This is a genomic window from Azonexus sp. GW821-FHT04F04, assembly GCF_059420025.1.
In genome coordinates this window covers 153,366-175,625 of the sequence record NZ_JBWKSX010000007.1, presented here as the reverse complement: position 1 = coordinate 175,625, position 22,260 = coordinate 153,366, and the positions used below count along the sequence as shown (strand labels likewise).

The 22,260-nt window shown below is 58.1% G+C and carries 27 protein-coding genes; 17 read left to right on the top strand and 10 right to left on the bottom strand.

Annotated elements, in window-relative coordinates; translation table 11 throughout:
• Positions 1-2: 2 nt before the first annotated feature.
• On the bottom strand, positions 3-1,766 hold the full coding sequence (locus AC07TV_RS14865; RefSeq protein ID WP_494649147.1) for a serine hydrolase domain-containing protein: 1,764 nt from the start codon (positions 1,764-1,766) through the stop codon (positions 3-5).
• Between the two features lie 130 nt (positions 1,767-1,896).
• Between AC07TV_RS14865 and cysE the strand changes: the two genes are divergently transcribed.
• From cysE to AC07TV_RS14790, 15 genes are read left to right on the top strand one after another with little or no spacing between them, the layout of a single operon-like run.
• Positions 1,897-2,652, top strand: a complete 756-nt coding sequence (cysE, locus tag AC07TV_RS14860) for a serine O-acetyltransferase (protein ID WP_494649146.1) — start codon at positions 1,897-1,899, stop codon at positions 2,650-2,652.
• 57 nt (positions 2,653-2,709) lie between these two features.
• Positions 2,710-3,213 carry a Fe-S cluster assembly transcriptional regulator IscR gene (iscR, locus tag AC07TV_RS14855; RefSeq protein WP_494649145.1) on the top strand — a complete coding sequence of 168 codons (504 nt, stop codon included), beginning with the start codon at positions 2,710-2,712 and terminating at the stop codon, positions 3,211-3,213.
• 16 nt (positions 3,214-3,229) lie between these two features.
• Entirely contained in the window at positions 3,230-4,384 is a 1,155-nt protein-coding gene (locus AC07TV_RS14850; RefSeq protein WP_494649144.1) for a cysteine desulfurase family protein, read from the top strand.
• Between the two features lie 34 nt (positions 4,385-4,418).
• On the top strand, positions 4,419-5,630 hold the full coding sequence (locus AC07TV_RS14845) for an IscS subfamily cysteine desulfurase (RefSeq protein WP_494649143.1): 1,212 nt from the start codon (positions 4,419-4,421) through the stop codon (positions 5,628-5,630).
• A 21-nt stretch (positions 5,631-5,651) separates the two neighbouring features.
• A complete protein-coding gene (gene iscU, locus AC07TV_RS14840; RefSeq protein WP_226405456.1) occupies positions 5,652-6,035 on the top strand; it encodes a Fe-S cluster assembly scaffold IscU in 384 nt (127 codons plus the stop codon).
• A gap of 2 nt (positions 6,036-6,037) precedes the next feature.
• Positions 6,038-6,361: an iron-sulfur cluster assembly protein IscA gene (iscA, locus tag AC07TV_RS14835; RefSeq protein WP_226405457.1), complete on the top strand. Its 324-nt coding sequence runs from the start codon at positions 6,038-6,040 to the stop codon at positions 6,359-6,361.
• Positions 6,361-6,885: a Fe-S protein assembly co-chaperone HscB gene (gene hscB / locus AC07TV_RS14830; RefSeq protein ID WP_494649142.1), complete on the top strand. Its 525-nt coding sequence runs from the start codon at positions 6,361-6,363 to the stop codon at positions 6,883-6,885. Before iscA ends, hscB begins: the two co-directional genes overlap by 1 nt.
• Before the next feature lie 2 nt (positions 6,886-6,887).
• Positions 6,888-8,768: a Fe-S protein assembly chaperone HscA gene (hscA, locus tag AC07TV_RS14825; protein WP_494649141.1), complete on the top strand. Its 1,881-nt coding sequence runs from the start codon at positions 6,888-6,890 to the stop codon at positions 8,766-8,768.
• Positions 8,765-9,109: an ISC system 2Fe-2S type ferredoxin gene (gene fdx, locus AC07TV_RS14820; protein ID WP_494649140.1), complete on the top strand. Its 345-nt coding sequence runs from the start codon at positions 8,765-8,767 to the stop codon at positions 9,107-9,109. Before hscA ends, fdx begins: the two co-directional genes overlap by 4 nt.
• Positions 9,106-9,300 (top strand): Fe-S cluster assembly protein IscX, encoded by a 195-nt coding sequence (gene iscX / locus AC07TV_RS14815; protein WP_494649139.1) that lies wholly within the window; start codon positions 9,106-9,108, stop codon positions 9,298-9,300. Before fdx ends, iscX begins: the two co-directional genes overlap by 4 nt.
• Entirely contained in the window at positions 9,243-9,626 is a 384-nt protein-coding gene (locus AC07TV_RS14810; RefSeq protein ID WP_494649221.1) for a YkgJ family cysteine cluster protein, read from the top strand. Before iscX ends, AC07TV_RS14810 begins: the two co-directional genes overlap by 58 nt.
• Positions 9,623-9,847, top strand: a complete 225-nt coding sequence (locus AC07TV_RS14805) for a VF530 family protein (RefSeq protein ID WP_494649138.1) — start codon at positions 9,623-9,625, stop codon at positions 9,845-9,847. The genes AC07TV_RS14810 and AC07TV_RS14805 overlap by 4 nt, the downstream gene beginning before the upstream one ends.
• The gene (locus tag AC07TV_RS14800) at positions 9,844-10,041 is read left to right on the top strand and encodes a hypothetical protein (protein ID WP_494649137.1); all 198 of its coding nucleotides are present in this window, start codon (positions 9,844-9,846) and stop codon (positions 10,039-10,041) included. Before AC07TV_RS14805 ends, AC07TV_RS14800 begins: the two co-directional genes overlap by 4 nt.
• 5 nt (positions 10,042-10,046) lie before the next feature.
• Positions 10,047-10,301 (top strand): hypothetical protein, encoded by a 255-nt coding sequence (locus AC07TV_RS14795; protein WP_494649136.1) that lies wholly within the window; start codon positions 10,047-10,049, stop codon positions 10,299-10,301.
• A 6-nt stretch (positions 10,302-10,307) separates the two neighbouring features.
• Positions 10,308-12,029, top strand: a complete 1,722-nt coding sequence (locus AC07TV_RS14790) for a SulP family inorganic anion transporter (protein ID WP_494649135.1) — start codon at positions 10,308-10,310, stop codon at positions 12,027-12,029.
• 4 nt (positions 12,030-12,033) lie between these two features.
• On the opposite strand, the gene serB is transcribed toward AC07TV_RS14790, so the two are convergent.
• The 4 genes from serB to mfd form a co-directional block, all read right to left on the bottom strand.
• Positions 12,034-12,879, bottom strand: a complete 846-nt coding sequence (gene serB / locus AC07TV_RS14785; protein WP_494649134.1) for a phosphoserine phosphatase SerB — start codon at positions 12,877-12,879, stop codon at positions 12,034-12,036.
• A 67-nt stretch (positions 12,880-12,946) separates the two neighbouring features.
• Complete coding sequence (locus AC07TV_RS14780) at positions 12,947-13,201, bottom strand: hypothetical protein (RefSeq protein WP_494649133.1); 255 nt, start codon at positions 13,199-13,201, stop codon at positions 12,947-12,949.
• A 24-nt stretch (positions 13,202-13,225) separates the two neighbouring features.
• Positions 13,226-14,299, bottom strand: a complete 1,074-nt coding sequence (locus tag AC07TV_RS14775) for a 3-deoxy-7-phosphoheptulonate synthase (RefSeq protein WP_494649132.1) — start codon at positions 14,297-14,299, stop codon at positions 13,226-13,228.
• A gap of 1 nt (position 14,300) precedes the next feature.
• The gene (mfd, locus tag AC07TV_RS14770; RefSeq protein ID WP_494649131.1) at positions 14,301-17,741 is read right to left on the bottom strand and encodes a transcription-repair coupling factor; all 3,441 of its coding nucleotides are present in this window, start codon (positions 17,739-17,741) and stop codon (positions 14,301-14,303) included.
• Between the two features lie 182 nt (positions 17,742-17,923).
• Here mfd and AC07TV_RS14765 point away from each other — a divergent pair, with 182 nt between their 5' ends.
• Together AC07TV_RS14765 and AC07TV_RS14760 are read left to right on the top strand one after the other, a co-directional pair.
• A complete protein-coding gene (locus AC07TV_RS14765) occupies positions 17,924-18,634 on the top strand; it encodes an Hcp family type VI secretion system effector (protein WP_494649130.1) in 711 nt (236 codons plus the stop codon).
• A 114-nt stretch (positions 18,635-18,748) separates the two neighbouring features.
• Complete coding sequence (locus tag AC07TV_RS14760) at positions 18,749-18,973, top strand: hypothetical protein (protein ID WP_494649129.1); 225 nt, start codon at positions 18,749-18,751, stop codon at positions 18,971-18,973.
• Here the strand turns inward: AC07TV_RS14760 and AC07TV_RS14755 are convergent.
• From AC07TV_RS14755 to amrB, 5 genes are all read right to left on the bottom strand, one after another.
• Positions 18,951-19,154, bottom strand: coding sequence for a hypothetical protein (locus AC07TV_RS14755; RefSeq protein WP_494649128.1), 204 nt, complete (start codon positions 19,152-19,154; stop codon positions 18,951-18,953). The genes AC07TV_RS14760 and AC07TV_RS14755 overlap by 23 nt on opposite strands.
• A gap of 80 nt (positions 19,155-19,234) precedes the next feature.
• Entirely contained in the window at positions 19,235-19,828 is a 594-nt protein-coding gene (locus AC07TV_RS14750) for a hypothetical protein (protein ID WP_494649127.1), read from the bottom strand.
• Entirely contained in the window at positions 19,825-20,919 is a 1,095-nt protein-coding gene (gene amrS, locus AC07TV_RS14745) for an AmmeMemoRadiSam system radical SAM enzyme (RefSeq protein ID WP_494649125.1), read from the bottom strand. Before amrS ends, AC07TV_RS14750 begins: the two co-directional genes overlap by 4 nt.
• The gene (amrA, locus tag AC07TV_RS14740; RefSeq protein ID WP_494649124.1) at positions 20,916-21,464 is read right to left on the bottom strand and encodes an AmmeMemoRadiSam system protein A; all 549 of its coding nucleotides are present in this window, start codon (positions 21,462-21,464) and stop codon (positions 20,916-20,918) included. Before amrA ends, amrS begins: the two co-directional genes overlap by 4 nt.
• Complete coding sequence (amrB, locus tag AC07TV_RS14735; RefSeq protein ID WP_494649123.1) at positions 21,457-22,260, bottom strand: AmmeMemoRadiSam system protein B; 804 nt, start codon at positions 22,258-22,260, stop codon at positions 21,457-21,459. Before amrB ends, amrA begins: the two co-directional genes overlap by 8 nt.

Here is a 22,260-nt window from a genome sequence, read left to right as displayed (position 1 = left end):
TTCTAATTCAGTTTCTTGCGTAGTTGAATTCCGGAAAAGCCCAGTATGGCGTCGTCTCCGGCGCCAATCAGTCGGAGCGTATCACCGCGACCTGTACCCAAGCCCGCTGTTACTACTTCATTGTCGGAGACTGCACGGAAGGCTATCTGCAAAAGGAGATCGGGTACTTCCGGGAAGTGCGCTTCACCGACTAGCAGCCCATTATCTTCCTTGAGCAGAAGCCTGTCTGGTGTGGGGCCATCTATCTTTCCAACGATCTCATAGTGGCCGAGATTGTTCCAGAATCGATCAGGGATTTTCGTTGGCTTCAGCTTTTCGCCAAAAATTAGCGATTCCGTACCGATTCGGCCAACGATGATTTGCCGTCCGTCGACTTTGGCCATTGATAGATGAATATCCTCAAAAGCGCCGACACGGACGGCCATCATTCCGAATAACCGGTACTTGATTGTCAGTAGTCCATCTTCATGTGGCACCAATCGGAACTGATGGCCGGCAGCTTCGACGTCGATTTGGCCATTTTTTGTGCTGATTCTGGCCAAGCCAACCATGGTGTCGAAATTTCCGTCGAATTCGCGCAATTCGTCAGGAGTCGGCGCACGTTCTGCAACTTGTGCCGGAGGCGTTGGATCTTGTCGAATACCTGTCTTGGCTTCAAGCATGAGGCGCAGGGCTTCGGTTGCAATTTTCGAGACGGCTACATGAGATGAGGATGAGTTTGATAGGACAACGACACCCAGTTTGTGCTCAGGCAGTATGGCCATCATGCTGTGAGAGTCTGGTAGCGAACCGCCGTGGCTAGCGACGGAGCCACCCCCTGGCACATCGATTCCGCTCATCATCCAGCCTAGGCCGACGTATTGCCCGAATGTCATCGGAAAACTCTTGTTCTGGATTCGCACCATTTCTTTGGCTGATTTTGTCGAGAGTATGTGGTGCTGGCCGGACATGCCATCGCCGAACTGCATCTTGATGAATTGGCTGAGGTCCAAAACGTTGCTTAGCAGGTTGGCCGCAGGCATGTCGCGTAGTGAAAATACTTCGATTTCCTTGTTGCGATCGTAGGCCTTCGCGATTGGGCGTGGCGTAAAGCTACTCTGCATCATGCCTAATGGCTGGAAAAAATTGCGATCCATGTAGCTTTCAAAGGGTTCTCCGCTAACCTTTTGAATGGCTGCACCGAGCAATGCCATTCCAAGATTGGAATAGGAAAAAACGTAGTTTGGCGGGAAGGCCTGGTATTCGTCCTTGATGTTGGCGACCACCGTCTCGAAACGGTCTGGTTCCCTGACGTATAGGCCTTGCAGAAAATTCGATGGTAATCCGGAGTGATGACACATGATATTGCGTGGTGTCACTGGATCGGCATTGGGAAAGCGGCTTCGGATTGAGAACTCGGGCAGGGAAGCGGACAGTGGCTTGTCAATATCAAGTTTGCCCTGTTCGGCCAGTTGCATGGCTGCGGCTGCTGTAAAGACCTTGGCGATTGAGCCGGCCCGATAAACGGTTTCCGGCGTAGCCAATATTTTGTTTTCCAGGTCGGCGTAACCGAAGCCCTGCTGCCAAATTACTTTCTGGTCATCGACTAGTGCGATGCTGAGCCCGGTAATTTCATTTTGTGCCATTTCACGGTCGACCAGCCATGAAAGGTATTTTTGAGTGTGGCTGAAATCGCCCCGCTCATTGCTGGTCGCAATCGGTGGTGGCGTTGCGCAACCAGCAAGAAAAATGATGGCGGCAAGTAACGATGCGAGGCGGTTGAGCATGGAGGGCTAGCTATTTGCGATAGGTGTCGGATTATAAACTTTTGCGATGTTACAACTGGCGGGAAAATAGCTGACAAATTCAGTCGAGTATTCTAAAATCGCCCTCCATTCAACAGGGAGATCAGGTTTCATGTTCCGGTATCTGCGTGAGGACATCCGTGCGGTTTTTGACCGCGATCCGGCCGCCCGCTCATCCTGGGAGGTTCTTACCTGCTATCCCGGTATTCATGCCCTGATCATGCATCGCCTTGCGCACTGGCTATGGGGGCACCGTCTTCGCTGGCTTGGTCGCTTCACGGCCCATTTGTCGCGAATGTTGACCGGAATCGAAATTCATCCGGGGGCAACTATCGGGCGCCGTTTCTTTATCGATCATGGCATGGGGGTCGTGGTTGGCGAAACCGCCGTGATCGGTGACGACGTGACGCTTTATCATGGAGTTACCCTCGGTGGCACCTCATGGAACAAGGGTAAGCGTCACCCGACATTGGAAAACGGCGTGGTCATAGGTGCTGGCGCCAAGGTGCTCGGGCCGATAACCATCGGTGCTGGTGCCAAGGTTGGTTCCAATGCCGTTGTAACCAAGCCAGTGCCAGCCGGTGCGACCGCTGTTGGCAATCCGGCACGGATACTGAATAACAACGAACAAACTCGTCAGCGTGAGGCACAAGCTGAAAAGCTGGGCTTTTCGGCCTATGCCGTGGGTCGCGATCAGGATGATCCGCTGGCCAAGGCGATCCACGCGTTACTGGATCATGCAGCTGAAACTGATCGGCGGTTGGCTTCATTGGTCAAGGAGCTGGATGCTCAGGGCGTCAAGTGCGATCAAGACGTCGATCAGTCTGATGCATTTGATCCGAAATACCTGAGTAAAATAGTTGACTAATTTTGTCTGGATTGGATATAGTTGACTACAACACTAGGTTATTAACAGAGGTTCGGAATGCGTTTGACAACCAAAGGACGTTTTGCCGTCACGGCCATGATGGATCTTGCTATGCGTGGCGAGGACGGGCCGGTCGCCTTGGCCAGCATTAGCGAGCGGCAGCAGATATCGCTGTCCTATCTTGAGCAGTTGTTTGGCAAACTGCGTCGCCATAAGCTGGTCGATAGCGTGCGAGGTCCCGGTGGTGGCTACTGTATAGCTCGTCCGTTTGATCAGGTTGCAGTTGCTGACATTATTCGTGCTGTAGACGAACAGCTCGATGCCACCCAGTGTGGCGGTCGGGAGAATTGTCACGATGAACACCGTTGCATGACGCATGATTTGTGGTCGACGCTCAACGCCAGAATGTTTGACTACCTTGCCTCTGTAACTCTGGCTGATCTCGTCGAGCGAGAAAAGGCAAAGCGGACTCCCGGTGCCCTCGTGCTCGAAGACAAGCGTCGACTTGGTCCGTTGCCGCGTGGTCGTGCCGGGCGCGACAAATTGCCGGCGGTTGCCTGAGCGCAGGACAATCCCCATGCCTGTTTATCTCGACCACAACGCCACAACGCCACTCCATCCGGCGGTGTTGGCGGCGATGTTGCCATGGCTTGAAAGCCAGTTTGGCAACGCGTCGAGCCGTCACGAATACGGTCGGCGGGCACGGCAAGCCATAGACGAAGCGCGACAAAAAGTAGCTTCGGCGGTCAACGCACACCCGACAGAGGTGATTTTTACCAGTGGGGGCAGTGAAGCAAATAACCTGTTTTTGAAGGGGGCTGCAGCCAGCCTCAAGCCTGGACTGGTTGCGGTTAGTGCCATCGAGCATCCTTGCGTTCTCAAGCCAGCGGCCCAATTGGCAGGGCAGGGGTGGATGGTCAGGCATCTTGCGGTCGACGGTGCGGGAAGTCTAAAAATCGAAGATTATGCTGAGGCGCTATTGGCCAAGCCGAAGTTGATTTCAGTCATGCTCGCCAATAATGAAACGGGTGTCGTGCAGGATATTGCCGCCCTGGCAAATGCCGCAAAGGCCAGCGGGGCGTGGTTTCACACCGACGCTGTGCAGGGGCTGGGCAAGCTGGCCATCGATTTTCGCGCGGTTAACTCAGCGGGCGTTCATGGCATGACTCTGTCGGGGCACAAGGCTGGTGGGCCGAAGGGCGCGGCGGCGCTGATTGTTGACAAGCGAGTCGAGTTGCAACCGTTGATTGCAGGAGGTGGCCACGAGCGCGGCCTACGCTCAGGTACCGAAAATGTGCCAGCAATCGTCGGATTTGGTGTTGCGGCGGAACTTGCAGCGGCCAGTGTTGCCGAACTATCGAGTCGCATGCGGGTTATGCAGGCAAAGCTCGAAGCCGGGTTGGTGGTATTGGGGGCTAGGGTATTCGCGACTGAAGTAATGCGTTTGCCGAATACCAGCTATTTTGCCTTTCCGAATATTGATGGCGAAACACTGGTCGGCAAGCTGGACCGCGAAGGATTTGCTGTGGCTAGTGGCGCGGCATGCTCAAGTGCTAATCCTGAGGCATCGCATGTACTTCGCGCCATGGGGGTAACCCCTGAAATCGCTCGAGGAGCCGTGCGGGTAAGCCTTGGTGTGGGCAACACGGAAGTCGAAATCGAACAATTTATCAACGCCTTGCGGGTGACAGTCGGACGCCTGCAGGGACTGACTGCTCTTGCGACGCATTGAGATGTCTGAACAACCCGACTTAGCGAGAATGACGATGAAACTCCCTATTTACCTGGATTACTCTGCCACTACCCCGGTGGACCCGCGTGTTGCCGAAAAAATGATTCCCTATCTGTGTGAGCATTTTGGCAATCCTGCATCACGTTCGCACAGCTTTGGCTGGGTTGCCGATGCGGCGGTCGAAGAGGCTCGTGAGCAGGTGGCTGCATTGGTCAATGCCGATCCAAAGGAAATCGTCTGGACCTCCGGTGCGACCGAGTCCAACAATCTCGCCATCAAGGGTGCTGCCAATTTCTACGCCGGTACCAAAGGTAAGCACATCATCACGGTGAAGACCGAGCACAAGGCAGTGCTCGACACTGTCCGCGAAATGGAGCGCCAAGGATTCGAAGCGACCTATCTCGATGTCAAGGAAGACGGTCTGCTCGACCTGGAGGTCTTCAAGGCGGCTATCCGTCCGGATACCGTGCTGGCTTCGGTCATGTACGTCAATAACGAAGTCGGCGTTATTCAGCCGATCGCCGAACTCGGCGAAATCTGCCGTGAGAAGGGCGTTATCTTCCACGTTGATGCTGCCCAAGCCACAGGCAAGGTCGATATTGACCTGAGCAAGCTCAAGGTCGATCTGATGAGTTTCTGTGCTCACAAGACTTATGGCCCGAAAGGCATCGGCGCGCTGTATGTACGCCGCAAACCGCGTATTCGTCTTGAGGCACAAATGCATGGTGGTGGTCATGAGCGTGGCTTCCGCTCTGGCACACTGCCGACGCACCAGATCGTCGGTATGGGCGAGAGTTTCCGCCTGGCTCGTGAGGAAATGGCCGAAGAGAACAAACGTATAGGCGCACTGCGCGACAAGCTCCTGAAAGGCTTGCAGGATATTGAAGAAACCTTTGTCAATGGCGACCTGACGCATCGGGTTGCACACAATCTAAATATCAGCTTCGCTTACGTCGAAGGTGAGTCGATGATCATGGCAATCAAGGATCTGGCAGTGTCTTCAGGTTCGGCCTGTACCTCTGCCAGCCTGGAGCCGTCCTACGTATTGCGAGCGCTGGGGCGTGATGATGAACTGGCGCATAGCTCCATCCGCTTCAGCATTGGTCGATTTACGACAGAGGAAGAAATTGACTATGCAATCAAATTGTTGCATGCGAAAGTTGGTAAATTACGCGAGCTTTCTCCGTTGTGGGAAATGTTCAAGGACGGCATTGATCTGAGCACCGTTCAGTGGGCTGCACACTAAAGAATCTCAAGGAGAAACAGCATGAGCTACAGCATTAAAGTTATTGATCATTATGAGAATCCACGTAATGTTGGTTCCTTCGGCAAAGAAGATGATGACGTAGGTACTGGCATGGTTGGTGCGCCAGCCTGCGGTGACGTCATGAAACTGCAGATCAAGGTGAACAAGGCGGGCGTCATTGAGGATGCCAAGTTCAAGACTTACGGTTGTGGTTCGGCCATTGCTTCGTCTTCTTTGGTCACCGAGTGGGTCAAGGGCAAGACTGTCGATCAGGCTCTGTCGATCAAAAATACGGAAATTGCCGAAGAATTGGCCTTGCCGCCGGTTAAAATTCACTGTTCTATTCTGGCTGAGGATGCCATCAAGGCAGCTGTGGCCGATTACAAGAAAAAGCACGGAGAATAAGCATGGGCGTCACCTTGAGCGATAAGGCGGCAACACACGTCGCCAACTTCCTCGCAAAGCGCGGAAAAGGCATCGGCCTGCGCCTTGGCGTGCGGACCAGTGGCTGTTCCGGCATGGCGTACAAGCTCGAATTTGTCGACGAGGTGAATCCCGATGACATGGTGTTTGAACATAATGGCGTCAAGGTCATTGTCGACGCCAAGAGCCTGCCTTACCTGGATGGAATGGAACTGGACTTTGCTCGCGAGGGCTTGAACGAAGGTTTCAAGTTCAATAATCCGAACGTCAAGGATCAGTGCGGTTGCGGCGAATCGTTTAACGTCTGATGGATTTCCGAGCCGACCATTTCTCCCTGTTTGGGTTGAATCCGGGCTTCCGGCTCGATATGTCCGACCTCGATTCCCGTTATCGCGATATTCAGGCTCAGGTTCATCCGGATAGATTTGCAAACGCCGGCGATGCTGAACGCAGGCTCTCCATGCAGTGGGCCACTCATGCCAACGAGGCCTATCAGACGTTGAAAAAGCCGCTGGAGCGGGCCAAATACATGCTTCATCTGGCTGGCCACGACATTCAGGCGGAGAACAATACCGCCATGCCCACCGATTTTCTGATGGAGCAAATGGAATGGCGCGAGGCGGTAATGGAGGCTCGCGACGGCGGCGACCATCACGAACTGGAGCGTCTGCATAACCGTCTGCGCGGCGACATCAACGCTCGTTATGAAGAGCTCGGCGAACTGTTCGATCGGGGCGAGCATGCATTGGCCACGGATCGTGTCCGTCGTCTGATGTTTCTGGAAAAATTACTGTACGAAATCGACGACGCGCTGGCGTCGCTGGAAGAATAAAAATGGCCCTGTTTCAAATTGCCGAGCCTGGTGAGTCGGCCGCCCCCCATGAGCACAAGCTCGCCATCGGTATCGATCTAGGTACGACCAATTCTCTGGTTGCCACGGTTCGTAGCGGCATGGCCGTCTGCCTGAATGATGAGCAGGGGCGTCCTTTACTGCCTTCAGTGGTTCGTTATCATGCCGATAACAGCACTGAAGTCGGTTACGACGCCCAGACCAAGCAGGCCATCGATCCGCACAACACCATCGTTTCGGTAAAACGCTTCATGGGGCGCGGACTGAAGGATATTGCCCACGTCGAGTCGATGCCTTACGACTTCGTCGAAGCGCCTGGCATGGTCAAGGTTAAGACCATTGCGGGCATCAAGAGCCCGGTTGAAGTCTCGGCTGAAGTCCTCAAAAGCCTCAAGCAACGCGCGGAAATGGCGCTTGGTGGCGATCTGGTCGGTGCGGTGATTACCGTCCCAGCCTACTTTGACGATGCGCAGCGTCAGGCCACCAAGGATGCGGCGCGTCTGGCTGGCCTCAATGTGCTACGTCTGCTCAATGAACCGACGGCTGCAGCCATTGCCTATGGACTTGATAACGCTTCCGAAGGTGTATATGCCGTCTATGACCTCGGTGGCGGCACTTTCGACATTTCCATTCTCAAGCTCACCAAGGGCGTTTTCGAAGTCATGTCTACTGGCGGTGATTCGGCGCTCGGTGGTGACGATTTCGACCACCGCATCTTCTGCTGGGTCATTGAACAGGCCAAACTGCAACCTTTGTCGCCGGAGGATGGCCGTCATTTGATGATGCGCTGCCGCGAGGCCAAGGAATATCTGACCAATAACCCGGAAGCGCAGATCACGGTTCGCCTGACCTCCGGTGAAATGGTCGATATTAAGCTTGATGTGCCAACTTTCGCGGCGATTGCCCAGACGCTGATCTCGAAGACCCTGCAGCCGGTCAAGAAGGCGCTTCGTGATGCCGGCTTGCGCGTTGAAGACATCAAGGGTGTGGTCATGGTTGGTGGCTCGACGCGCATGCCGCAGGTCCAGAAGGCTGTGGGCGATTTCTTCCGCCAGGATCCACTGACCAATCTTGATCCGGACAAGGTCGTTGCTCTTGGCGCGGCGACTCAGGCCAACCTGCTGGTCGGCAACAAGACCGGCAAGGATGACTGGCTGCTGCTCGATGTCATTCCGCTGTCGCTCGGCCTGGAAACCATGGGTGGGCTGACCGAAAAGGTGATTCCGCGTAACTCGACGATTCCGACGGCACGGGCTCAGGAATTCACGACTTTCAAGGATGGCCAGACGGCGATGGCGATCCATGTCGTGCAAGGTGAGCGCGAGTTGGTCAGTGACTGTCGTTCGTTGGCGCGTTTCGAACTGCGCGGCATTCCGCCAATGGTGGCAGGTGCGGCCCGCATTCGCGTTACTTTCCAGGTTGATGCTGATGGATTGCTGTCAGTGGCTGCCCGCGAGCAGACAACCGGTATCGAGTCCAGTGTTACCGTCAAGCCATCCTATGGCCTGTCGGATGACGAGATTGCCGGCATGCTCAAAGATTCGATGGAGCACGCCAAGGACGATGCAATGAGCCGTGCCCTTAAGGAGGCGCAGGTCGAGGCACAGCGTATGATCGAGGCTACCGAAGCAGCGATGATGGAAGATCCGCATCTGTTGAACGAGGCTGAAACCGCCAAAATTGTCGCTACCATCGCCAAGCTACGCGAAACCATCGCAGGCGAGAATCGCCGGCTGATCAATATCGCCATGGACGACCTTGGTTTCGAAACGCAAGCCTTTGCTCATCGCCGCATGGACCAAAGCATCAAGAAGGTGCTGGCCGGCCGCAACGTGGATGACATCAAAATGGGAGAAGACGCATGACGCAATTAATCGTCCTGCCGCATCTTGAGCTGTGCCCGGATGGCGCAGTCATTGAGGCGGAAGAGGGCAAGTCGATCTGCGAGAATCTGCTGGCCAATGAGATCGAACTCGATCATGCCTGCGAAATGTCGTGCGCCTGTACGACCTGCCATGTCATTGTCCGCGAGGGCTTCAATTCGCTTGAGCCAGCCGAAGATATCGAAGAGGATCTCCTCGACAAGGCTTGGGGACTGGAACCGAATTCCCGCCTTGGCTGCCAGGCGATTGTACGGTCAACGCCAATAACGGTCGAAATTCCGAAATACAGCATCAACATGGCCAAGGAAGGACATCGCAAATGAAATGGACCGACATCAACGATATCGCCATCGAGTTGAGCGAAATCCATCCTGATACCGACCCACTGAAGATCAATTTTGTCGATTTGCGCGATTGGGTAATGGCCTTGCCCGGTTTCAACGATGACCCCAAGCACTGTGGCGAAAAGATTCTCGAAGCGATCCAGCAGGCCTGGATCGACGAGGTCGCGTAATTATTTCCGCGGCCCCCCAAGAGGTCACCTGTGAAGGGTGTCAGGCATGCTGCTGCCGGCTTGAGGTGATCCTGATGGGTGACGACGACGCACCCCGGCGATTGACAAAAATGGATGACTGGGGTGGTGAAGTGATGCGTCGCCTCGATGATGGCTGGTGTGCCGCGCTGGATCGGGACACCATGCGCTGCACGATCTACGAGCGGCGGCCTGGGCTATGCCGGGATTACGAAATGGGCGATAGTGATTGCCTGGTCGAGCGCAGTCTTTACGCCAAAAACCATCCTGGTAGTTTTTTGTTGATTGCTGCACCGGTAAACTCATGAACGATCAACCAAACAATCCGCTGCATGGTGTCACTCTCGAAAATATCGTTACCGAACTGGTGGCCTGTTACGGCTGGGAGTCACTGGGGCAGCAAATCGACATACGCTGCTTTACCCAAGATCCAAGTATTGCCTCCAGCCTGAAGTTTCTGCGCCGAACCCCATGGGCGCGGGCCAAGGTGGAGGCGCTTTATGTTTCCATGAAATACGATCAACCATGACCTACGAAGAACATCTTGACGAAGTAACGACACTCATCACTGAAAAATACGACATCGCGGATGACGCCGCGATCGAAATGGTGATGCTTGCCCAGGCCGACGATTTCTTTACCGGCCATGACGACGATGAATCGATCTGTACGCTGGATCGGGCTCATCTTGATGCCAAGGCTGTTTTCAAGAAGTACAAGTAGCCAGAATGCGCTCGACTCGTGCCACTGCTGCCGTTGCGCGCCTGAATCAACGCAGCGCAGGCCGGCATTACGTGATGGTGATTACCAGCAGCAGTCTTTTCGTTTTGCGAGAGCGGGTTGATGGTGCCGAGAAGGACGTTTCCGAACCCCTGGCGCTTGACGAGTTTGTCCGCTTTGTAAACGGACAAGGGCCGCAGGTTGTGCCGCGCGTTACCAAGAACGATGCAGCCTTCGCCCGGCAATTGGTCAAGAAAGCCTGAATCGGCATGGCTAAGCTGATCCCCGGTTGGCTGGCGCATTACCCAAAGGACAAGCTGGGAGCCGACGTCGTTGCCGGTCTCATCGTTACCATCCTTGTCATTCCTCAGAGCCTGGCTTACGCACTGCTGGCTGGTTTGCCGCCGCAGCTCGGGTTATATGTCAGCATCTTTCCGGTGATTGCCTACGCGCTGTTCGGTAGCAGCATGGTGCAGGCCGTCGGGCCGGTGGCCATCACCGCGATCATGACCTACTCTGTGTTGAGTCCGATTGCGCCGCCTGGCTCGTCCCTCTACATCATGTTGGCGGCAGTGTTATCACTCCTTTCCGGCCTGATGCTGCTGGCCTGCGGTGCGCTGCGCTTGGGGTTTCTGTCGCAATTGCTAAGTCGCCCAGTGATCAGCGGCTTTATCTCGGGGTCCGCCGTGCTGATTATAATCAGTCAGCTGAAATACCTGACCGGTGTTGTGCCACATGGGTCGAGCAGTGGGGAACTACTGCTTGATCTACTTATAAAGCTGCCGCTGGCGCATCTTCCGACGTTGGCCATCGGGTTGTTCGCCTTCGGCATTCTTGCCTTCGTTCGTCTGGCCCTTGCTGGCTGGCTAGTCAGGGCCGGTCTGGGCAAGATGCGGGCTGATTTTATCGTCCGCCTGATGCCGCTCGTCGTGGTTATCGCCGGCACGCTGGCAGTCATCGAGTTCGATCTTGATCGAGGCCAGGGGGTAGCCGTCGTTGGCCCGGTGGTGGCCGGCCTGCCGGGCTTCACCTTTTTCGTTCCCGAGCTCGATACCGTGCATCGCCTGTTGCTGCCCGCTTTCGTGATGATGCTGATCGGCATGGTGCAGAGCATCACCATGGCCCAGGCGCTGGCCATCAAGCGGCGCGAGCGGATCGATCCGAACGCCGAACTGGTTGGTCTCGGAGCAGCCAACGTCGTGGCGGGATTCTACGGTGGCATGCCGGTCGGCGGCGGCCTGTCACGTTCGGCCATCAATGTCGCGGCGGGGGCCCAGACGCCACTGGCCAGCATTCTGTCGGCACTGGCCATGATCGGCGTGGTTGCTGGTGCGGCACAGTGGTTCGAGCGCCTTCCTCTGGCCGTGCTGGCGGCCAGCATCATGATGGCCGCAATTTCGATGATCGACGTGCGGGCGTATCTCCTCGCCTGGTCTTACGACCGGGCCGATGCGCTGGCTTTGCTTTGTACTGCTGGTGGCGTACTGCTCTTTGGTTTGGAGGCAGGGATCGGCATGGGGATCGTGCTGTCGATGGCGACCTTGTTGTTTCGCACCAGCGTTCCTCATATCGCTGTCGTCGGGCGGGTGCCCGGCACCGAGCATTTTCGCAACGTTGCGCGCTACGAGGTCGAGACGCTGCCTGGTGTACTTTTTGTCCGCATTGACGAGCGCCTGTTCTTTGGCAACCTGGGCGCTGTTGAGCAGCGTCTGAACCAGGAGCTGGAACGGGTGGCCGATGCGCACGACCTGGTGCTGGTGATGAGCGGCGTGAATCTGCTCGACACTACTGCGGTAGAGGTATTCGGCGAACTCAACCAGGATCTTGCCGAGCGCGGCATCAAGTTGCATCTGGCCGAGGTCAAAGGCCCGGTTCAGGACAGGCTGATGAGGTCCTTGTTATGGAGCACGTTGACCGGTGAGGTATACCTGTCAGCCAATGCCGCCTACGAAAAGCTGGCGCCACCCGAAGTGTGGTGTCCGGAAATCTAGACGCTTATTCGTCGTCGAACAGCTTGAGCAGTGCGTCGAGACCGCCAAAATTGATCGCCACATCAGCCTTGGCGCGCGTTGCCGGCTTGGCATGAAACGCCACCGACAGTCCTGCCTGGGCCATCATCAGAAGATCGTTGGCACCATCGCCGCAGGCAATGACCTGTTCCTTTTTCAGCCCCAGTTCGTCAGTCAGGCGAGCGAGGTGATGAGCCTTGGCTGAGGCATCGACGATGTCACCAACCACCCGTCCTGTGAGCTTTCCACCGGATATTTCCAGTTCATTCGACGTGGCGAAATCAAAACCCAGTTCGATTCGCAGTCGCTCGGTGAAGTAGGTGAAACCACCAGACAGGATAGCCGTACGCAGGCTGGCGTTCTGGCAGGCTTCGAGCAGTTCGCGGGCTCCCGGTGAGAGCAGGAGGCGTTCGCCAAAAACACGGGCCAGGACGCGGGCATCGAGCCCGGCAAGCAGAGCCAGGCGCCGGCGCAGGCTTTCCCGGTAGTCGATATCGCCGCGCATGGCGGCTTCAGTGACGGCTGAAACCTCCGCTTTCTTGCCGGCGAAGTCAGCCAGTTCATCGATGCATTCGATAGTGATCAGCGTCGAATCCATGTCGAAGCAGATCAGTCCATAGTCGGAAAGCTTCTTTCCCTTCTCGACAAATGCCCAGTCCAGTTTTTCCGCCTCGATCAACGGAATCAAAGTATCGAAATCCGTCGTCCGCGTCGCATCTGCCAGGCAAACAACCTGTGGCGGTCGGGGTTCCACGGTCGACGCCCCGGTGGCGGCAACAATGCGTTCAAGCAGGAAAGTAGGGAGGGCGCCGCCCTGGATGATGAGATTCATGTTGGAAATTGTCGGGAAACGGGACGCGCTTTCGCCAGGTTATACCGCGGAAAACCCTTCGGCTGTTTCATCGATCCTCGGCAACCGGGGTGTTCGTTTCTTGCGGATAGAGCGTTTTTCGCAAGTTGAACAGGTAGCTTCCTGTTGCTACCAGCCCGGCAACAATGCCGAGCGTGATTTTGAGGGAATGCTCCATCAGCGAATCGGGGGCAAAGAAAATCCACCAAGCGCCCACCAGCAAGCCAATCAGCACGGCGCGCAGGAAAATCCACCGACGAACGGATGGATGACACGCGATCTGTTGTTCCGGATGTGCATTCATGCGTATGTTCAGGCTCTGTACTTCTTAAGACAGCCGTTCCGGCAGCACATCGCGGAGCAGGATGGCGGCGTCGCGGATCATCTTTTCGGTGGTGGCCCAATCAACACAGCCGTCGGTCACGGAGCAGCCATACTTGAGCTGGCTGAGGTCAGCTGGAATCGACTGATTGCCGGCTTCGATGTTGGACTCGATCATCACGCCGACCAGTGACTTGTTGCCGAGTCGGACCTGATTGACGATGTCGGCCATGACCAGCGGTTGCAGCTCGGGCTTCTTGAAGCTGTTGGCGTGCGAGCAGTCGACGACGATGTTGTGCGGTAGCTTGGCCTTGTCCAGCGCTTGCTCGACCATGGCGACGGAAACGGTATCGTAGTTCGGGCGGCCATCGCCGCCACGTAGCACGATGTGGCCGTAGCCGTTGCCCTTGGTGCGGACGACGGCAACACGGCCCTGGTTGGTCAGACCGAGGAAGGAGTGCGGCTTGGAAGCGGAGAGGATGGCGTTGACAGCAACGCTGAGGTCGCCGCTGGTGCCGTTCTTGAAGCCGACCGGGGTGGACAGGCCGGAAGACATCTCGCGGTGGGTCTGTGATTCGGTGGTGCGGGCACCAATAGCGGTCCACGTGATGAGGTCGCCGTAGTATTGCGGCGCGTTCGGGTCGAGCGCCTCGGTGCCTGTCGGCATGCCGATTTCGGCAACCTGGAGCAGGAATTCGCGGGCTTTGGCCATGCCGATGTCGATGCGGAAGCTGTCGTCCATGAACGGGTCGTTGATGTAACCCTTCCAGCCGACGGTGGTGCGCGGTTTTTCGAAATAGACGCGCATGATCAGTTGCAGGGTGTCGCCGACTTCTTCGGACAGCTTTTTCAGGCGGCGGGCGTAGTCGAGACCGGCCACCGGGTCGTGGATCGAGCAGGGGCCGACCACGACGAACATGCGGTGGTCCTTGCGATCGAGGATGTTGCGCAGCAGATGGCGACCATGGGTGACCGTCTTGGCGGCTTTCTCGGAAAGTGGCAGGCGGGCATGGATTTCTTCCGGCGTCGGCATTTCGTCGAAGGCGGTGACGTTGATGTTCTCGATGTGGTGTGTGGTCATGTCAGTTGCTCAGCTGGCGAATCATGTCTTTGACTGCGACAACCTTGTCGTTCAAGGTCGGGCAGTGGCGTAAAAGGGAAATTTTATCCTGTCCCGCCAGCTTATAGCTGCGGTCTTTCTGAATCAAATTGATTATCTTGATCGGTTCTATAGGCGCCAGCCTGGCGAACTCCGGGCTGAACTGCAGGGTGATCTGGTCGTTGGTGGCATCGAGCTTCTGGATGCACAGCGGTTTGACCAGCAAACGCAGGCGGTGCGTGGCGAGCAGCGATTGCGCCTGGATTGGCAATTCGCCGAAGCGGTCGATCAATTCTTCCTGCAGCGTATCGATTTCCTCGGTGGTTTCACCGTTGGCCAGGCGCTTGTATAGGGTCAGGCGTTCGTGAACGTCGGGGCAGTAGGCATCGGGCAGCAGGGCTGGGGTCCGCAGGTTGATCTCGGTGCCGATGCCGATCGGCTGGGTCAGGTCAGTGGCTTCCAGATGCTTGCCTTGTTTCAGGGCGGCAACGGCGCGGTTGAGCATGTCGGTGTACATGTTGAAGCCGACTTCCTGCATTTCGCCCGACTGATTGTCGCCAAGCACTTCGCCGGCGCCCCGGATTTCCAGATCGTGCATGGCGAGGAAGAAGCCCGAGCCGAGTTCCTCCATGGCCTGAATGGCTTCAAGACGCATTCTGGCCTGCTTGGTCAGCGCCTTGTCGTCCTGGACGAGCAGGTAGGCGTAGGCCTGGTGGTGCGAACGGCCGACCCGGCCGCGCAGTTGGTGCAACTGGGCAAGGCCGAATTTCTCGGCGCGGTTGATCAGGATGGTGTTGGCGTGCGGGTTGTCGATGCCGGTTTCGATGATCGTCGTGCACAGCAATACATTGGCCCGCTGACCGGTGAAGTCGCGCATGACGCGCTCCAGTTCGCGCTCGTTCATCTGGCCGTGACCGATCACGATGCGCGCTTCGGGCACCAGCTTGGCCAGTTTTTCCTGCATGTTGGCGATGGTGTCGACTTCGTTGTGCAGGAAGTACACCTGGCCGCCGCGCTTCAATTCACGCAGGACCGCTTCACGGATGATGCCGTCGGAGAGGTTGCTGACGAAGGTTTTGATGGCCAAGCGCTTTTGCGGCGCGGTGGCGATCACCGAGAAATCGCGCAAGCCTTCCATCGACATCGCCAGCGTGCGCGGAATGGGGGTTGCGGTCAGGGTCAGGACATCGACCTCGGCGCGCATCGACTTCAGGGTCTCTTTCTGGCGCACGCCGAAACGGTGTTCCTCGTCGATGACGACGAGCCCGAGACGGTTGAATTTGACGTCCTTGCCGATCAGCTTGTGGGTGCCGATGATGATGTCGATCTTGCCTTCGGCCAGTTCCTGCAAGGCTTGTGCCGATTCCTTGGCGGTCTTGAAGCGGGAGATTTCGGCAATTTTGATCGGCCAGTCGGCGAAGCGGTCGGTGAAGGTCTGGTGATGCTGTTCGCAGAGCAGGGTGGTCGGACAGAGCACGGCGACCTGCTTGCCACCGGCGACCGCACAGAAGGCAGCACGCAAAGCAACTTCGGTCTTGCCAAAGCCGACGTCGCCGCAAACCAGGCGATCCATAGGTTTACCGGAACGCATGTCATCGATGACGGCAGCGATGGCGGTCGCCTGATCATTGGTTTCCTCGAAGCCGAAACCGTCGGCGAATGCCTCGTAATCGGTTTCCTTGAAAGCGAAAGCGTGACCTTGGCGGGCAGCACGGGCGGCATAGAGGGCAAGTAGTTCGGCGGCGGTATCGTGCGCCTGTTCGGCCGCCTTGCGCTTGGCTTTTTCCCACTGGCCGGAGCCAAGGGTGTGCAGCGGCGCACTTTCCGGGTCGGCGCCGGAGTATCGGGAAATAACGTGCAACTGGGCGACCGGAACGAACAGCTTGGCCTCGTTGGCGTAGTGCAGTTCAAGAAATTCCTGTTCGCCGAGGCCGAGGTCCATGCGGACCAAGCCCTGGTAGCGGCCAATGCCGTGGCTTTCATGGACGACCGGGTCGCCGACTTTCAGTTCGGTGAGATCCTTGAGCCAGTTGTCGAAGGTCGCTTTCTTTGCCGCTTCGCGCCGGGTGCGGCGGGGCGTGCCGGCGAACAGTTCGGTCTCGGTGATGAAAGCCAGATTTTCCAGGGCAAAGCCGGCCTGCAAGGGACCGATGCCGAGGGCAAGTTGCGCCTTGCCGCTCAGGAATGTCGGCAGATCGGCACAGGCTTCGGGTTTCAGACCATGTTCGGCAAACATGGCGGTCAGCGTTTCGCGGCGACCGGCGGTTTCGGCGAGGAGCAGCACGCGGCCCGTGAAACTGGCCAGGTGGTTTTTCAGGGCGCCGAGCGGGTCCTCGCTGCGTCTATCGACGGCAACGTTGGGCAGCTTGCTGGCGACTTCTCCGTTTTTGCCCTCAATGGCCAGTCGACCGTAGGATTTGGCGGCCGTGAAGAAGGCCTCATCGGACAGGAACAGTTCATTGGGCGGCAGCAGCGGCCGGGCCTTGTCGCCCTGCAGCAGGTTGTAGCGCGAGCGGGTGTCGTTCCAGAAGGCGGCGATGGCGGCCGGCGCGTCGCCGTGGGTGACGAAGACGGCATCCTTGGGCAGATAGTCGAAGACGCTTGCCGTTTCGTCGAAGAATAGCGGCAGGTAGTACTCGATGCCGGCGCTCGCGATGCCCGTCGAAATATCCTTGTAGATGCCGGATTTGGCCGGGTCGCCCTCGAAGCGTTCACGGAAACACTGGCGGAAATGGGTACGGCCCTTGTCGTCCATCGGAAATTCGCGGGCCGGTAGCAGGCGGACTTCGGGTACCGGATAGACGGTGCGCTGGGTGTCGACGTCGAAGGTCTTGATGCTCTCGATTTCGTCGTCGAAGAGGTCGAGCCGGTAGGGCAGTTGCGAGCCCATCGGGAAGAGGTCGATCAGCCCGCCACGAATCGAGTATTCGCCGGGCGAAACGACCTGCGTGACGTGGGCGTAGCCGGCCAGCGTGACCTGACTGCGGAATTTTTCGGCATCGAGTTTCTGCCCCTTCTTGAAGGCAAAGGTATAGGCGGCCAGGAAGGCGGGCGGTGCGATCCGGTAAACAGCCGTCGAGGCCGGCACGAGCAGGATGTCGAGTTCGCCCTGGGTGGCGGCCCACAAGGTGGCCAGCCGTTCGGAGACGAGGTCCTGATGCGGCGAGAAGTGGTCGTAGGGCAGCGTTTCCCAGTCCGGCAGCAGCCGCACGCGCAGGGCCGGGCCAAACCACGGAATTTCGTCGAGCAGCCGTTGGGCATCGGCGGCACTGGCGGTGACAACGGCGAGCAGCTTGCCGGGGTGGCGCGTGGCGATTTCAGCCAACGCCAGGGCATCGGCGGAACCGGCCAGCAGCGGCAGATCGATGCGGTTGCCTGGCTTGGGCAAGGCAGGAAGGGAGAGCAAATACCGGGGTGTGGACACTCAGGGGAAGGCAGCGTTTCGGGGCAGGAATTATAGCGTTATACGCCCCGGCGATTTCGTGCCGGCGCTTGTATTCATTTGTCCTGTGATTACAATGACGACACGATAATTCCATACGGATTTGTTGGTGTCATATCGAGGTGGTTCCCCCTAGCCCTGAGTAAAGTCAATTTGGAGGTCAGATGAATACCGATGCAAAACCCCAGCGTTTCCTGCTGCCCATGCTTGCCGGCTTAGGCTTGATGGTGACCAGTTTGTCGGCCAGTGCGGCAAATGACTATTTTCTGAAATTCGACGGCATTGACGGCAGTAGTACCGTGAAAGGCCATGAGAAGGCGATCGAGTTCGATTCGTTCAACTGGGGAATCTCGATCACCAGGCCCCAGGGCGGCTCTGGCGTTGGAAAACCGGTCTTCTCGGATTTTTTCTGGACTCAGGATCCGGTTGATGCCAGCGTTGGCGGGCTGACGAGCGCACTCTGGAATAGTCAGTCGATCGCGACGGCAATCGTTGATTTCACGACACAGGTTGGCGGGGGAGCAAGTCAGACTTATTTCCGCTTGAGTTTTGAAAACGTATTCATTACGAGTCTCGATTATTCGGCGAGCAATGGCAGCTTTGTTAACCTGGCTGGAGCTTTCGCCTACGACAAGGTGACGCTCGATTACTGGTCGCAAGACAAGAGTGGAAAATTCGTCAAGACCTCGACTGCTTCATACGATTTGGCCAAAGGAGAAGGCTCTGTGCCGGCAGTTGCTGCCTTGTTCGCCCAAGGCCTTGCCGGGCCGCAGATTGCCGTGGTGCCTGAGCCGGAAAGTTATGCCATGTTCCTGGCCGGGTTGGGGCTTCTGGGGGCGGTCGCCCGTCGTCGGGGCGGCGTGAACGCTGTTTGACATCCTGCAAAGCGGCAGGGTTTTGCGAACTCCCTGGATAACGGGGACTCGCGGCGGGCCGGGGAAACCCGGCCTCTTTTTCATGCCCCAATTTTTTTAATACATCTGAAAATAATGAGCGATAGCCAAACGAACCCCGAGCGCCGCCAGCGGCAAGAGCGGCGCCGGGCAGACAGCGGCCCGCCGACAGGGATTCATGAGCGACGGGTCAATATCGAGCGTCGTCTGTTCAACCTGGGGCTGGATTGCGGCAAGGCGTGGCTAAGTACACCACCTCCGGCCGGGCCGTGGAATGCGAAGTCGTTAACCACCGACCTCAATTCTTCAGGTGAGCAGTAGTCAGAGTTTGCACGCTGGCTTCTTCACTGATCCCGCTGGATTCGGTGAAATAGCCGCACAGCGGGCACTTGAAGCCGGGCGGACAGTCATGTTCGCGAGCGCATTCGGCCTGGGTTTCGTCGGTCAGGACCATTTGGCGGACAGCTTCGCAACGGGCGAGGGGGGAATCGAAGAAGGACATCGGAGTCTCCTGAATTGTTGTTTACATACTCAGTTTAGTCCGGATGCGACCAAATGCCATGGCCATTCCGAATCCCACGGTCAACCGGAAAAATGCCCCAAAAACCAGGTTGCGGCGAGTGCGGCCGGGTCTTCGCCGATTTCCAATAACTGCATGGCGTGAACCCCGCCAAGGTGTGATGTCGCCCGTTGGTAGGCCATCTTGCCAACCAGGTCATCCGTTTCCAGGAGCAGAAGCAGTGGCGCAACGAGCAGGTCGAGAGCCTGTGCGCCGGCCCGGTCGATCAGGCCGCCATGGCAGGCCACGGCCCTGACCAGCGCATCGCGCTGGGCGGCGGCTCGGATGGCCGCCGGCGCGACGTCGCCACTGGTAAAAATGGCCAGCGGTAGCTGCTCCATGTCGCCGTCCTTGCGGGTCATGTCCAGGATGTCGATCAGGCGCTGGGTCAGGCGTGGCACGTTTTGCGTGGCATCGGGGAACTGCACCTCCTGGGCGGTGAGCAGTTCCATGCTCAGGGTGGCGCAGCCGAAGTCGGCGAACGTTGACGAAATGGCCGCATCCTCCGCTGCATGATGGGCGCGGGCGATCACGATCAGGCCGCACGGATTGTCGGGCAGATTCAGCTGGCCGTGCAGCGAACCGTGCGGCGTGTGCAGGGTGATGAAACGGCTCATGCCGCGAGATGGACGGGTATGCGGTTGGGGCCGAAGGCCTTGCCGTCACGACCGAGCGTCTTGCCGAAGCGGCCGGCGATGGCGGTCTGGCAATTCGGGCAACGGCCTTCCGGCGTCAGGTCGTAGCGCTGGATGTCGTACCAGTCGCGAACGATCAGCGCGGCATGGCAACTCGGGCAGAAGGTGGTGCCGCCTTCCGGGTCATGGACATTGCCGGTGAACACGTGGTGCAGGCCGGCCTCAAGGGCGATGCGCCGAGCCTGAATGAGGGTGGCCGGCGGCGTCGGCGGGATGTTGTCCATCTTCCAGTCGGGGTGGAAGGCGGAAAAGTGCACCGGTACGTCCGGTCCGAGTTCGCGGGCGACCCAGGTACTCAATTCGTTGATTTCCTGGGCACTGTCGTTCTGGCCGGGGATGAGCAGCGTGGTGATTTCGAGCCAGCAGTCGGTTTCGTGGTGGATGTAGGCGAGGATGTCGAGCACCGGTTGCAGGTGGCCGACACAGAGCTTGTGGTAGAAATCCTCGGTAAAGGCCTTGAGATCGACGTTGGCGGCGTCCATAACGGCAAAGAATTCACGCGCGGGTTCCGGGTGGATGTAGCCGGCGGTGACGGCAACGTTGCGGATGCCCTGTTCGCGGCAGGCGAGCGCCGTGTCGATGGCGTACTCGGCGAAGATGACCGGGTCGTTGTAGGTGTAGGCCACCGCGTCGGCCCCGTAGCGGCGGGCGGCAGTGGCGATCGTTTGCGGACTGGCCGCGTCCATCAGGCGGTCCATGTCCTTCGACTTGGAAATGTCCCAGTTCTGGCAGAACTTGCAGGCCAGATTGCAGCCGGCGGTACCGAAGGACAGGATGCTGCTGCCCGGGTAAAAGTGGTTGAGCGGCTTTTTCTCGACGGGGTCGATGCAGAAGCCCGAGGAGCGGCCATAGGTCGTCAACTGCATGGCACCGTTAACCATCTGGCGGACGAAGCAGGCGCCGCGCTGGCCTTCGTGCAACTGGCAGTCGCGCGGGCAGAGGTCGCACTGGATGCGGCCATCGGGCAGAGCGTGCCACCAGCGGCCGGGGAACAAGGATTCGGCTGGATTCATGGTGTTGCCTCCTTCCATTTCTTGACTGTGTAGCGTTCGAGGCGGACATCAGTGCCCCAGTAATTGGCCGGCAGCCCGGCCTTCTGCTTGAGGTGGGCCATGAAACTGGCCGGACCTGGCAATTGTTCCCAGACCTGCGGCAGGAAAGTCGAACGGCGCTGGCCTGCCGTGAGGATCACGCCATCGATCTCCGGGCGAAGCTGGGCCAGGGCATCAGCCTCGCTGGTAAAAAATATCGGCTCGGCCGGCGTCAGCAGCGAGACTTCGACGCGGGTGATCGGCAACTCGTCGGCCGTCAGCGGCTCGAAGCGGGGGTCGCGAAAGGCGGCGCCGATGGCGTTTTCCTGAACGTCCTGAGCCAGCGGTCGCCAGGCTTCGAGGCTGCCGATGCAGCCGCGCAGGTTGCCTTGCTGGGTCAGCGTGACGAAGGTGGCGCCCGGTTTGTGCAATTCCGGGCAGTCATCGGCCGGGCTTTGCGCCTCGCCAAGTTGGGCAGCAATGGCATTGCGGGCCAGAGTCAGCAGGATTGCGCCGAGCTCAGGCATGATCGCTGGCCTCGGTAAAGGAAAAGGCGGCGTAACCGACCACGCGGTCTTTGTCGCCAGCCGTATCGCCGGAGTTGCACAGGCCGAGCAGGGTTGGCTTCAGTCCGCGCTGCTGGGCGGCGAGCAGCAAGCCGTTGATCGGATAGGCTCCGCAGGCCTGTTCCGGGTGGATATGGATGTCGAACTGCGCGATATGGCGACAGGTGTCGCTATCGACCCGCCGGGCGGTGGCGTAGGGCAGGAAGTGCGAGAGGTCGGAACTGACGACGATCAGCGTTTCCGGCCCACCCCACAGCAGCTCAAGAACTTCGGCCACAGCCTCCGGCGTAGCATGACCGACCGCCAGCGGGACCAGCGTGAAGTGCTCGAGTACGCGCTGCAGGAACGGTAGATGGACCTCCAGCGAATGCTCGAAGGCATGAACGTGATCGCTGAAGACGATCTGTGGCAAGTCGGCGATGGTGGCGATGGCCTGGGCGTCGAGGCGGATGGTACCGAGCGGCGTCGAAAACGCTTCGGCTTCGGGCAGGGCGATGCCGTCGACGGCAACGCGGTGAGTCGGGCCGAGCAGGATCACCCGATGGATCGTCGTCGCCCACGGCGCCAGCGTGGCGTAGGCCGTGGCCGCCGTCGAACCGGAGTAGACATAGCCGGCATGCGGCACGATGAGGGCCTTGGGCTGGCTGCCGGAAACGGCTTCGGTGTCGGCGAGTAGTTGATCGACGGTAGCCGACAGGGTAGCGGGATCGCCGGGGTAAAAAGCGCCGGCGACGGCGGGAGGACGTGTGTTGATCAT

Coding starts and splice junctions, on each gene's coding strand:
- AC07TV_RS14865 (WP_494649147.1), bottom strand. CDS start 1,766: ATGCTCAACCGCCTCGCATCGTTACTTGCCGCCATCATTTTTCTTGCT.
- cysE (WP_494649146.1), top strand. CDS start 1,897: ATGTTCCGGTATCTGCGTGAGGACATCCGTGCGGTTTTTGACCGCGAT.
- iscR (WP_494649145.1), top strand. CDS start 2,710: ATGCGTTTGACAACCAAAGGACGTTTTGCCGTCACGGCCATGATGGAT.
- AC07TV_RS14850 (WP_494649144.1), top strand. CDS start 3,230: ATGCCTGTTTATCTCGACCACAACGCCACAACGCCACTCCATCCGGCG.
- AC07TV_RS14845 (WP_494649143.1), top strand. CDS start 4,419: ATGAAACTCCCTATTTACCTGGATTACTCTGCCACTACCCCGGTGGAC.
- iscU (WP_226405456.1), top strand. CDS start 5,652: ATGAGCTACAGCATTAAAGTTATTGATCATTATGAGAATCCACGTAAT.
- iscA (WP_226405457.1), top strand. CDS start 6,038: ATGGGCGTCACCTTGAGCGATAAGGCGGCAACACACGTCGCCAACTTC.
- hscB (WP_494649142.1), top strand. CDS start 6,361: ATGGATTTCCGAGCCGACCATTTCTCCCTGTTTGGGTTGAATCCGGGC.
- hscA (WP_494649141.1), top strand. CDS start 6,888: ATGGCCCTGTTTCAAATTGCCGAGCCTGGTGAGTCGGCCGCCCCCCAT.
- fdx (WP_494649140.1), top strand. CDS start 8,765: ATGACGCAATTAATCGTCCTGCCGCATCTTGAGCTGTGCCCGGATGGC.
- iscX (WP_494649139.1), top strand. CDS start 9,106: ATGAAATGGACCGACATCAACGATATCGCCATCGAGTTGAGCGAAATC.
- AC07TV_RS14805 (WP_494649138.1), top strand. CDS start 9,623: ATGAACGATCAACCAAACAATCCGCTGCATGGTGTCACTCTCGAAAAT.
- AC07TV_RS14800 (WP_494649137.1), top strand. CDS start 9,844: ATGACCTACGAAGAACATCTTGACGAAGTAACGACACTCATCACTGAA.
- AC07TV_RS14795 (WP_494649136.1), top strand. CDS start 10,047: ATGCGCTCGACTCGTGCCACTGCTGCCGTTGCGCGCCTGAATCAACGC.
- AC07TV_RS14790 (WP_494649135.1), top strand. CDS start 10,308: ATGGCTAAGCTGATCCCCGGTTGGCTGGCGCATTACCCAAAGGACAAG.
- serB (WP_494649134.1), bottom strand. CDS start 12,879: ATGAATCTCATCATCCAGGGCGGCGCCCTCCCTACTTTCCTGCTTGAA.
- AC07TV_RS14780 (WP_494649133.1), bottom strand. CDS start 13,201: ATGAATGCACATCCGGAACAACAGATCGCGTGTCATCCATCCGTTCGT.
- AC07TV_RS14775 (WP_494649132.1), bottom strand. CDS start 14,299: ATGACCACACACCACATCGAGAACATCAACGTCACCGCCTTCGACGAA.
- AC07TV_RS14765 (WP_494649130.1), top strand. CDS start 17,924: ATGAATACCGATGCAAAACCCCAGCGTTTCCTGCTGCCCATGCTTGCC.
- AC07TV_RS14760 (WP_494649129.1), top strand. CDS start 18,749: ATGAGCGATAGCCAAACGAACCCCGAGCGCCGCCAGCGGCAAGAGCGG.
- AC07TV_RS14755 (WP_494649128.1), bottom strand. CDS start 19,154: ATGTCCTTCTTCGATTCCCCCCTCGCCCGTTGCGAAGCTGTCCGCCAA.
- AC07TV_RS14750 (WP_494649127.1), bottom strand. CDS start 19,828: ATGAGCCGTTTCATCACCCTGCACACGCCGCACGGTTCGCTGCACGGC.
- amrS (WP_494649125.1), bottom strand. CDS start 20,919: ATGAATCCAGCCGAATCCTTGTTCCCCGGCCGCTGGTGGCACGCTCTG.
- amrA (WP_494649124.1), bottom strand. CDS start 21,464: ATGCCTGAGCTCGGCGCAATCCTGCTGACTCTGGCCCGCAATGCCATT.
- amrB (WP_494649123.1), bottom strand. CDS start 22,260: ATGATCAACACACGTCCTCCCGCCGTCGCCGGCGCTTTTTACCCCGGC.